Source organism: Actinoplanes aureus (assembly GCF_015704865.1).
Classification (GTDB): domain Bacteria; phylum Actinomycetota; class Actinomycetes; order Mycobacteriales; family Micromonosporaceae; genus Actinoplanes; species Actinoplanes aureus.
Window position 1 is genome coordinate 1 of the sequence record NZ_JADQTO010000064.1, and the last position, 10,295, is coordinate 10,295.

The following is a 10,295-nucleotide window of genomic DNA, read 5'->3' on the forward strand; positions in this document are numbered from 1 at the left end:
AAGCCACCAACAACGGTGCGGACCTTCCGCTCGCCGGGAGCAAGAAGGTCCTGAAGGGCCTCGCGGCCTCCCTTACCAAGGCGGCCGGTGACAGCGAGACCGCGACCGCGGAGGCGGTCAAGAGCCTTGCCGCCTCGGTAGCCAAGGCCGCCAAGGACCCGGCGGACCCGATCGGCGAGTACGACAACAACGCCAAGACGACCCTGGGCCGCACGCTGGTCAACACGGTTTGCGAGGAAGCCGGCGTCGACACCGCTCTCTGATCCGGCCGCGATGTCCCGGTAGGCGGTCCGCCCCCGGGACACCACCGTCTCAGGAGATCGCGAACAGCGGGGTGCTCAGATAGCCGCCTACCGGTGTCCGGCAGGACGACCACTATGGCCTTTTCCCCGCGTCTAAGGGCCGCCCAGGTGGTCTGCGTACGACAACCAGCGAGTCGTTGCATCTACTGCGACTCTGCACAATGAGCTGGTGCAGGTACGGTATTCGAGTTCTGCGGTATTCGTCGATCTTTCGTTGAACGTCAGCGTCCCTCTCGCGGATGACCAAAGCGGAACGCGCAGGGTGCAATGAAGGTGTGCTGACCTTCCGTTCTCGCCTGGCCGCTGCCCGTACCGCGTGGAAGAGCGGTGTACCGGCGTCTCCACCCACCGCGCCGACTGGCCGCCAGCGGCACGGCCGGAGGCTGAAGGCCGCTGAGCCGCCTCGCGTACTGCTGCGGCGGCGTCTGGGCCGCTGAAGGCTGATTGTTTCAAGAGGCCGAGCAGGGCTGGGCGGTTGACGGCCCTACGCTAACGTCATGATCACGCCCGCGTTCGGTCCCGTCGAAGGCGCCACCCCGGAGGTCGCCGCCGCCAATATGAACTCGTTCCTCGACGACGTACGCGAACACGCCGCGCTCAACGGCGAGGTCCGTGGCTACACACCGCAGACCGGCGAACCGGTCCGCCGTGAATCCCTCGACGCGGACGGCCGGTACGGCTGGGCTGTCGAGGTCAACGGCAAGGAAGTCGAGGTGCTCATGCCAGGCGTGGAGGAGTCGCTGCTGCGCGGCCTCGCCGACACGGTGCCAGCCCTGCGCGTGAACGACGAATGGGCGTGGTGGTCCGGTGCCGTCCAGTCCGCAGTGCCGCTGCCAGGGTGAACGCGGTGGCGCCCGGGCGGAGCCACGGGTGTCAGCGCAGCGCAGCGACTGCGTCGTGCAGTTCGCGCCGGCCCAGGGCCGTCGGGAAGCGGACCGCCAGCACGCTGTCGAGCGTGCGCAGTTCCTTGCCGATGCGGGCCGAGCCGGTGAGCGCGGCTGCCGTGGCGCTGCGCAGCCCGAGCGCGGTCGCCCGGTCCGGCTCCGGCTCCTTCGTGGCCAGCACCGTGTTGGCGAGTTTGGCCAGCAGATGTCCGTGGTCCCGGCGTAGGCGCTCGCCTGTTGCCTTGATCTTGTCTTCAAGGATGCGGACGGCCTCGGCTGCCTGCCCACAGGCTCGATAGCCGCCGGCGGACTGCTCCTCCAGCACGTCCAGGCTGTACCGGTGCAGGTAGATAGGCGCGGCGGGGTCGTGATCGGCGGGGTGTTCGTGCAGCAGGGTTGCGGCGTCCTCGACCTGTTGCTGGAACCGGGTGGCGTCGCCGTAGAGTTGGCCCGTATCCGGGTGCTCCTCGGCGAGAGCGACGACGCGGCCCGCCGCGGTGACAAGACCGTCATCGCGTTCAGCGACTGCCGGTACGAGTGCCCCGACTTCGCGACCATGGCGCGGTGCGTCGACGCGATCAAGGAGAGCGACGACAAGCTGCGCGCCCGTCCCGAGGACCTCATGCTGTGGGACTGGGACACCACGTACGTGCAGTTCCGCAAACCGCAGGACCCGCAGGCCGGCGGCGGCACCGTGTTCCTCGGCGTCGCCTGGTACGAGCAGGAGTTCTTCACCGAAGGCGGCCAGGCCGGGTTCAGCCGCATGCACAAGAAGATCTACGAGCTCATCGGCATCGCGCCGGAGGCGATCAGCATCCAGCACTTCCTCGCCGCCGACGTCGCCCAGTTCACGGCCACCGAGACGGCGTCCGAGTCGCCCGCCGCGTTGACCGCCGCAGCGACGGCCTAGCCCGATGAATCCCGCCCGTCCCGCGCCACGGGCAGCGCGCGGGACGGGCACCCGTTCAGGAGGCGCGACTGGCTACCGGCTCCCCCGCGGGCAGCGCCACCGCAGCGGCGGTGACCCGACGGCCAGCGAGCGCCGCGACCCCGGCGGCGGCGATCAGCAGCACCCCGGCGCCGGCGAACGCGGTGGCCGGGGCGGCGTCGACGGCCAGCGGCAAGGTGAGCATGCCGAGCGTGCCGGCCGTACGGATCACGGTCTGGTCGACGGTGATCAGCCGCAGCCGCTGCGGCTTACCGAACTCGGCGAGCCGGGTCCGCAGAGTCACCGCGGCGGCCGGGGTGGCCAGCCCCGCGAGGAACCCGACGGCCAGCAGGATCGGCAGCGACGGCGCGGCCGAGTAGCCGAGCAGCGCCAGCCCGGCCACCGTCCACGCCCCGCAGTACACGCTCAGCCAGCGGCCCAGACGTACGTTGCCGACCAGCAGGTTCCCGGCCAGCGCACCGGCGCCGACGGCGGCGAGCGCCAGCCCGTACCCGGCCGCGCCCTGGCCCAGCTTCACGGCGAGCAGGGCGGGCAGGCCGACCGCGGACACGGCCGCCACGAAGAAACCGACACCGTGCAAGCCGATCCCCACGGCCACGTCCGGGTGACGGCGCAGCACCGGCACCGCTGCCACCGCCGAACCGGTGGTTCCCGGCGCCGAGTTGCCGCCCGGCGCCGGGACACTGGTCGCCGACCGCACGGTACGGCGGGCATGAGAGTGCAGCCACCACATCGCGGCCGCCGACACTACGAACGTCACCCCGTCCAGGGCGAACAGCTGCACCTCCGTGACGGTCAGCAGGATCAGCCCGACCGCGCCGGGCCCGGCGATCGCCGCGATCCGGGTGGTCAAATCCAGCAGCGCGGTCACCTGCCGCACCTCGCCCGGCTCCACCAGGTCCGGCACCAGCCCGCCCAGGTTCGGATCGAACAGGGCACCGAGGGTGCCGAGCACGAACACCAGCACCAGCAGCACGGCCAGGCCGCCGCCGTCCGGCGACCACAGCAGCGGCACCGCGCACGCCGCAGCGGCCCGGCCGGCGTCCAGCCAGCCGAGCGCCCCGAACGAGGCGAACCGGGCCACCAGGTCCCGGCCGAACGTGCCGATCACGATGTACGGGATCGACTCGACCACCGCGGCCACACCCATCCACGCCGCCGAGCCCGTCGACGCGTACACCACCCACATCACCGCGAGCCCGTACAGGCGATCCCCGAGCACACTCATCGCCGCCGACGACCACAACACCAGCACCGGCCGCCGACGCAGCAGCTTCAGGTACCCCACGGGCGCCACACCTCACCGATCGGGTGGTTCAAGACCGGGCAAAGCGATTCCGGTCAGACACCGGGTCTGGCCGAGGTCACCGCGGCAACCTAGCGACTCCCGTCGCGCCGTGGGAGGCCCGACACACCTGCGGCGCAACCTGTCACCCATCCGCGCAGAAAGAGAATGATCAATGGTCGAGGTGGACCCGTTCGGCCAGCAGGCCGCCCACTGGGACCGGTGGGCGGCGTTCTACGACGACGACTCCGCCGGCCACCTCAACCCCGACCAGGCGATCGACTTGCTCGCCGACCTCGCCGGAGACGGCCCGGTCCTCGAACTCGGCATCGGCTCCGGGCGCCTCGCCCTGCCGCTGGCCCGCCGAGGCATACCGGTCAGCGGGATCGACGCCTCACCGCAGATGATCGCCGTGCTGCGCCGCCACCGCGGCGAACTGCCCGTCGACGCCCGGATAGCCGACATGGCCGACTTCCGCCCACCCGCGCCGTTCCCGCTTCGCTTCGTCTACGTCGCCGCGTCCACGTTCCTGCTGCTCGGCACCGCCGACCGGCAGAAGCAGTGCCTGCGCCGGGTCGCCGACGTGCTCAGCCCCGGCGGCCGGTTCCTGATCGAGGCCGCGCTCCCGCACACGGTGATCGCCGGCGACCGGCAGGTTGTCGTCCGGCACGTCGACGACGACCACGTACGACTCACCCTGCAGGCCCACGACCCGACCCGCCAGCTGGTCATCTCGCAGGAGATCCGCCTGCAGACCGACGGCACGTGGCGGATGCTGCCCTCGGCGAAACGCTACATCGGCCTCAGCGAACTGGACTTCATGGCACGGGCCGCCGGCCTGCAGCTGCGCGCCCGGTACGGCGGATGGGACCGCTCCCCGCTCACCGCCCGCAGCACCCGCCACGTCTCGGTGTACGAGCACGCCCCTACCTGATCGCCGCGTTGCCATCCAGGCGCGCCGCACCGGAAGAATCGCCTACCTCGGCGGACCGCGGTAAGAACGTCTGGCTGTCAAGGTCTGCGAGAGCGCCTCCCCTCCGCAGACCGCGGCGAACTGAAGATCCAGGCAACTGTCGGGAGGCAACGCCTGGCGTATCAACGTCGCGCGCCACCCAGTCCAATCGGGCCGCGTCCTCGGCCGTCATGCCTGGCAAGTGTAAGTAGTCCTCGGAGTATTGGTCGCCCATCAGGTGCGGCACCACCAGCACCGTCCACGGCTGGCTGCTGTTAACCGACATGTAGTACAGCAGTAGGCGCTGCCACCCATATGCCAACGATCCGAGGGAGTCCCGGCGGGCGTGTTCGTCTCTTCTGGCGTGCGCCCGCCGGTCACCGCGGCGCGGAGATGCTCAAGAGGGCGGCCACAACCGGCCAGCCCCGGGCCGGAAGTCCAATCCCTTCGCTTTGCTGCTGGCAGGCTGACCCGGACGCCGTCGCCGCTCGTCCACGAAGAGTGCAACAGTGACAGGGAGCATGACTGCAACACCGACCGGCATCACGATATATATCGGGGCATCCCATACGAAGCCCAGAACCGGACTCGCCAGCAGAGTCAGCACGTAGGCGACTCGTAGATGACGGGGCATGCAGCCACCGTAACAAGGGCAGTCGTCGATAAACGGTTCGCCCGGCCTGCCGCAAGGATGAGAGAGCGCGCTAGAGCTCACCAAACGACGCCGTCCGGCGCACAGGACCGGTGCCTAAATGTTCCATTGATCTACGACCGCAGCGGGGCCAGGCTTGGTCGAGGTGACCGGCGGGATCGCTCGTCGACGTATCAGCCCCGCCAGAAGACACACCACGTGATTCCGTCCCAAGTGAATCGAGACCACCTCCTGCAGCAACGGAAGGTGCTGAGCGCGGCGACCAATGCCGGCGGCGGTGCTGCCGGCTCTTGACCACGGCTGGCGCCGGGTCGCCGGTGATTCATGCAGCGTGACCGCGGATCCTGCTATTCGTCCAGGTGCAGGTCGGCCCGCACGCCGAGCAGGCGTACCGGCCGCCTCAGCTCGATCTTCTCCAGCACCGACAAAGCCGCACGAGAGATCACCTCGAGGTCGGTGCTCGGACCACCACGCAGTTTCGCCTGGCGCGTTTGCGTGTAGAAGCTCGAGGAGCGCACCTTCACTGCCACCCGGACCACCTGCCGCCCGGCTGCGACCACCTCCGTGCCGAGCTCGCGGACCAGGACAGTCAACTGTTGCTCGATGTCCGCGCGTTCGGTCAGGTCGCGGGCGAACGTGACCTCCTTGCTACGCGACTTGGCCACCCACGGCTCGGTCACCACCTCGGTGTCACCGCCACCGCGGGCGATCACGGACAGCCACTGGGCCGCCCGCAGCGGGAAGCGCTGCAATAACGTCTCGAGGCCCGCCGCTGCCAGGTCGGCGATCGTCGGCAGGCTCAAATCGTCGAGTTTCTGAACCGTTTTCGGCCCGACGCCCCACAGATCGCCGACCGGCCGGGCGCCCATCACCGACATCCAGGTCTCGTCGGTCAGAGTGGCGATGCCGGCCGGGTCCTGCTTGGCGAACCGGGCGGCGATCTTCGCCTGGTTCTTGTTGCGGCCGACCCCCACCGCGCAGGTCAGCCCGACCTGATCGAGGATCGCCGCCTTGACGTCGGTTGCGAGCCGCTGTGGGTCGTCGATGTCACCGCCGAGGAAGGCCTCGTCCAGTCCGTAGACCTCAAGCCGTACGGGCAAATCCCGCAAAGTGGCCATGACCTGGGCCGAAGCCTGCCGGTAGGCCGGCATGTCGGTGGGCAGGAACACCGCGTCGGGGCATTTGCGCGCGGCCATCCGCATCGGCATCCCGGAATGCACACCGAACTCGCGGGCCTCCCGGGAGGCGGTAGCCACCACCGTACGGGCCTTGGCGGGATCGCCGGATCCACCCACCACCACCGGTCGACCACGCAGCTCAGGGCGGCGTAACACCTCGACCGACGCGAAGAACTGGTCGAGATCGACATGCAGCACCCAGCCGTCAGCCACCCGCCCAGTATCACCCCACCGACCGCCTCTCCCGCGGCGCTCTCCTGCGCCGCACCACCGTCACCAGGCTGTCTTCCGAGGTCGCACACCACCGGCGAAAACGCACTGATCGCGGCAAATCCGCGCATCCATGCATGTCGCGTGGTCAACCTGACGCCGATCTCGCCGCTTGTTGTGCGTCGATATCGGTGCGGCTCGACCGGCGGTACAACGGACCGAGCAGTCTCAGCTCGCGTCGCATCACGCGGAGACAGAGTTCCTGCTCGTCCAGGTTGTCGAACTGGTAGGGCTGCCACTGCTCGACCTGGTAGCCGATGTCGTCCTCCGGCGGCGACTGGTGCCACGCATGTTCGCAGAACTCCTCCCACTGAGCGTCCGTGCGTCGCACGAGATTGTCGAACGCCCTTCCGACCAGCGGTGACTCGAGGCCGAGCCAACGCCGGTAGAAGGTCAGGCGGGCGAAAGCGTCACCGACCTTTTGCGCCAAGGCCATGGCGGCCTCGGGTGTGCCCGTTCGGCGGCGGATGCGGAAAGGCAGTTCCTGGTACTCGAACACCGCGGCCAGAGCCTCGGCGAATACCTTGCTGCGCCGTTCGCTGCGCGCCGCGGCCTGATTCACGAAGTATCCGCCGATCGCAACCAGCGCCGTCACTGTCGCCGTGACCAGAACGATCCAGTTCCTGGTGTCCACACCCCCTACGGTGACGGCACGAGTGCCGCAGCCGCAGTCATCGGCCGGACACCACCCGCCCTCGGCCACTCCCATCGGCAGGAGCGCGCGCCGGGAATCGTGTACGCCGTATAGAGGGTGACAGCCGCGCTGGCCACGAGCACGGACGGCGGCAGAAGCGCGCACGAGAATCGGCAGCCGTCCCGCTGCGCCGGCGATCGACTGAGGCGTGTCCTACCCGGACCGACGAATTTTGCGCATGAGCATCGCCCAGACTCCAAATCCGGAGCCCATGTCACCCGTAATAGCCCCTGCGGCAGAACCCGTAAATAGCGCGTTCGCGCAGTCAGGGCAGACCTCTCGCCCGGTGACGGTCCTCTCGAACGGCTCGCGGACGCGGCGGCCGCAGTCCGGGCAATTGCGGCCAGACAAACCCATGCCTACCTCCTGCCATCCGAGATCCTTCAGCCTACGACCGTGCCGCATCCAACCAGGGCGACACGCGCCACCAGCGGCAGATCCGCGCGCTTCGCGTCACTGGATACGCGCTGCGGCAGAATGCCGGTGTGGCAGGACGGAGCCGGTTGACGTTCATCATCCAGAGCGAAGTACTTGCAGCGGACGAGATCAGCGAGAGGATGGGCCTGCAGCCGACGAACGTCGTTGACAAGGGCGCCCCGACTTCTTGGCGCAATCCCGGTCCCGCGCAACGCCGACACACGACATGGGAGTTGGCCAGCAGCCTGCCGGAGGATGCGGAGCCAGCCGCACATCTGGAAGCTTTGCTTCCGCTCCTCGAGCCGCGAAGCTCCGCCCTGCGTCAGATCCGAGGCACGGGCGCTACAGCGTTCTGGTCATGCTTCGTCACAGCCAAGCCAACCGGAAACATGCTCTGGTTGGAACCAGATGTCCTCTCCCGCCTCGGCCAGCTAGGCGCAGCACTCGAGTTCGACATCTACGACAGCGACGGCGACTGACACTGAGACCGGCACGAGCATGCACGCGCTGGCGTACACGGACGGTGACGGCGGCCCGGCGGCCGGCGCGCGTACTCAGCGGCAGTTGAGGGCGTTCGGGCCGCGCTCTCTCACCCGTGCCTGTCCTGCTGCCACGGCGGCCAGGTCGCACAGCGCTGCGGGCGCAGCCGAGCCTTACGACTCGACCGCACCCGCGGATGCTGCAGCTTGATCAGTGCGTGCGCGGGTCGGTGTCGCTGCTACGGCTGCCGGCCTTGGCCAGGCCCCGGCTGATCATGTAGCCGATAGTCAGCAGGGTGATGTACCACCACGCCTTGTCGGCGGCGAAGTAGTCAGCGCCGTTGTTGGCAGATCCGTCACCGACGGTGTTCGAGGCGATCAGTACACCGATGACCGCGAGTACGTAGACGACCAGCTCAGTGGTCTTGAAGGACGGCTTGGTTTCCTCACCACGGAAACGGGCGCCTTTCACGGTGGCGTTCTCGTTGTGAGGGTGGGTGCTCGTAGCCATGATTATCTCCTGGGGGGCTTCTTCAAGCCGTCTGACGACGGCGAGCAGCGGATACCCGGCCGCAAGGGCGACAATCGGCAATCACACAGCCTGTATCCAGACTGTTATCAGGAACCTGCGTCTACCTGGTCGTTCGCAGTACGGGAGTCCCTGGCTGGGATGCCCCACCCGACGTATCTCGACGTTCTCCCCGGCCGGTGAAGCGGCCAACTCCTACAACGTCGCGCTCACGCCGATCGCTTACGCCTCCCAGAGGCCACCGCGCACGGGTTGCGGCAAATGAGTGCGCCGTCGGCGTAGTCATTGATCGCCCTCATCGAGATCCCCGGCCAGCGCGCAGCCGGCTACCGTCTCGCGTAGGCCACCTGCCACCGGCGCTCCACCTGTTGCAGATGGCCGGCTCTTCCCGGCCAAGATGACACCATGATCGACATGACTGCTGACGAGCATGCTGCCCGCGCCGCCGAACTCACCGCCGAAGCCGAACGTCTCTACCAGATCTGCCTGGTCGACTACCAAACCAACATCAACGAGGACGACCACTCTGACGAACCGTACGTTCCTAGCGCCGACCTCGCGATGCTTACCGCCACGACGCAACTCGCCCAAGTCCACGCCACCCTCGCCCTTCAGCTCCCGAGAACCGGAAGCCCGCGGTGACGGCCGCTTCCGCAATACGCCGGGCCCAGCCGATAACGATCTACCCGCCAGCATCGGGCCATGGCGGACGTGATGACCCAAACGCGTCGGCTGAGTTTGCATGCCGATCGTCTGGCTGGTGGGCTTTTTTCGACGGTGCCGATCCCGACGGGGAGATCTACCGGTGAGCAACAAACCCGCCCCCTTCTCGTAAAACCAGGTGGTCAGCTTGTCCGCAAGCTCCTCTTTTTTCCCAGGAGCGAGTTCGTTCGGTTGGTCCTCGCTCCCAAGGTTCGTCAGCGGCAGCAGGCGAGCATAGGCTTCGAATTTTTTCGAACAACTGCGGGACTCGAGCCAGCACGGCTTCTTGCCGGAATGTGGTCGGGGCTCCCATCGCAGCGACCACTTCGAGATCCGCGCGGTCGCCGAACCGCTGCGCGTCGCCCAGGCCGGCCATGCAGGGCTCACCGCCGGTGCAGCAGGTCCCCGGTGTCGGCCCGATTCTCGCCGCGATCTTCGTCGCCGAGATCGGCGACGTCACCCGGTTCGCCACGCCCGCGCATCTGAGCTCGTGGCCGGGGCTGACGCCCAAGCACCGTGAGTCAGACACGGTCGTACATCGCGGGCCGATCACCAAGAACCTGGCGAACACGACCAACCCCATACCCGGCACCGCCACCACCCTGGTGGCGGAACTTCGCATGCCGCAACGGAACCTACCGCCGCCGCAGCAAAAGGCCTCAAAACCCCCTGCTTGACCGGCGCCACTCCTTCATGGATGACACAGAGGGGTGCAAGATGAGCGCGTGTGCGCGAGGCCGTTGCGGCTCGGCACAGGGTTCGACTCGTTCCGGCTTGCCGCCGTGGAGAGGAACACCATCTAAGCACCTGGCCAGAAGTTCTTCCCGTAACCCTTGGGTAGCCAGGGTGAGGTCCACGGGGCCGCGGTGGTGAGGTTTCGGCGGCGGTGCGGTGGCGGAAGAAGGCATGTGCCTGACGTACGCGGTCGGCCATCGTGGCCGGTGCGGTGTTGGCGAGTTTGTGTTTCATCGCGGCCCAGATCCGCTCGACGGGGTTGTCCTG

At 68.1% G+C, this 10,295-nt stretch carries 12 protein-coding genes and 1 pseudogene; 7 read left to right on the forward strand and 6 right to left on the reverse strand.

Annotated features, from left to right (window positions below):
* On the forward strand, window positions 1-263 hold a 263-nt coding region (locus I4J89_RS48555; protein ID WP_230860843.1), incomplete at its 5' end, for a hypothetical protein.
* Between the two features lie 536 nt (window positions 264-799).
* Complete coding sequence (locus I4J89_RS48560) at window positions 800-1,144, forward strand: hypothetical protein (RefSeq protein WP_196420901.1); 345 nt, start codon at window positions 800-802, stop codon at window positions 1,142-1,144.
* A 31-nt stretch (window positions 1,145-1,175) separates the two neighbouring features.
* Here the strand turns inward: I4J89_RS48560 and I4J89_RS48565 are convergent, their stop codons facing one another.
* The gene (locus I4J89_RS48565) at window positions 1,176-1,511 is read right to left on the reverse strand and encodes a hypothetical protein (RefSeq protein WP_196420902.1); all 336 of its coding nucleotides are present in this window, start codon (window positions 1,509-1,511) and stop codon (window positions 1,176-1,178) included.
* A 15-nt stretch (window positions 1,512-1,526) separates the two neighbouring features.
* Here I4J89_RS48565 and I4J89_RS48570 point away from each other — a divergent pair, with 15 nt between their 5' ends.
* Window positions 1,527-2,096 (forward strand): hypothetical protein, encoded by a 570-nt coding sequence (locus tag I4J89_RS48570; RefSeq protein WP_196420903.1) that lies wholly within the window; start codon window positions 1,527-1,529, stop codon window positions 2,094-2,096.
* Window positions 2,097-2,151: 55 nt separating this feature from the next.
* Here the strand turns inward: I4J89_RS48570 and I4J89_RS48575 are convergent, their stop codons facing one another.
* A complete protein-coding gene (locus I4J89_RS48575; RefSeq protein ID WP_196421017.1) occupies window positions 2,152-3,423 on the reverse strand; it encodes an MFS transporter in 1,272 nt (423 codons plus the stop codon).
* A 172-nt stretch (window positions 3,424-3,595) separates the two neighbouring features.
* Between I4J89_RS48575 and I4J89_RS48580 the strand changes: the two genes are divergently transcribed.
* Window positions 3,596-4,354: a class I SAM-dependent DNA methyltransferase gene (locus I4J89_RS48580; RefSeq protein WP_196421018.1), complete on the forward strand. Its 759-nt coding sequence runs from the start codon at window positions 3,596-3,598 to the stop codon at window positions 4,352-4,354.
* A 1,017-nt stretch (window positions 4,355-5,371) separates the two neighbouring features.
* Here I4J89_RS48580 and I4J89_RS48585 read toward each other — a convergent pair.
* The gene (locus I4J89_RS48585; RefSeq protein WP_196421019.1) at window positions 5,372-6,415 is read right to left on the reverse strand and encodes a DNA polymerase IV; all 1,044 of its coding nucleotides are present in this window, start codon (window positions 6,413-6,415) and stop codon (window positions 5,372-5,374) included.
* Window positions 6,416-6,560: 145 nt separating this feature from the next.
* The gene (locus tag I4J89_RS48590; RefSeq protein WP_196421020.1) at window positions 6,561-7,106 is read right to left on the reverse strand and encodes a hypothetical protein; all 546 of its coding nucleotides are present in this window, start codon (window positions 7,104-7,106) and stop codon (window positions 6,561-6,563) included.
* A 563-nt stretch (window positions 7,107-7,669) separates the two neighbouring features.
* On the opposite strand from I4J89_RS48590, the gene I4J89_RS48595 reads away from it, so the two are divergent.
* Complete coding sequence (locus tag I4J89_RS48595; protein ID WP_196421021.1) at window positions 7,670-8,062, forward strand: DUF4279 domain-containing protein; 393 nt, start codon at window positions 7,670-7,672, stop codon at window positions 8,060-8,062.
* A 211-nt stretch (window positions 8,063-8,273) separates the two neighbouring features.
* Here the strand turns inward: I4J89_RS48595 and I4J89_RS48600 are convergent, their stop codons facing one another.
* Window positions 8,274-8,573, reverse strand: a complete 300-nt coding sequence (locus I4J89_RS48600) for a hypothetical protein (protein WP_196421022.1) — start codon at window positions 8,571-8,573, stop codon at window positions 8,274-8,276.
* A 423-nt stretch (window positions 8,574-8,996) separates the two neighbouring features.
* Here I4J89_RS48600 and I4J89_RS48605 point away from each other — a divergent pair, with 423 nt between their 5' ends.
* Both I4J89_RS48605 and I4J89_RS50720 read left to right on the forward strand, forming a co-directional pair.
* Window positions 8,997-9,233: a hypothetical protein gene (locus tag I4J89_RS48605; RefSeq protein ID WP_196421023.1), complete on the forward strand. Its 237-nt coding sequence runs from the start codon at window positions 8,997-8,999 to the stop codon at window positions 9,231-9,233.
* A gap of 452 nt (window positions 9,234-9,685) precedes the next feature.
* Complete coding sequence (locus tag I4J89_RS50720; protein WP_309238803.1) at window positions 9,686-9,970, forward strand: transposase; 285 nt, start codon at window positions 9,686-9,688, stop codon at window positions 9,968-9,970.
* Between the two features lie 122 nt (window positions 9,971-10,092).
* On the opposite strand, the pseudogene I4J89_RS51900 reads toward I4J89_RS50720, so the two are convergent.
* A pseudogene (locus I4J89_RS51900) lies at window positions 10,093-10,295 on the reverse strand (IS630 family transposase); the annotation flags it as partial.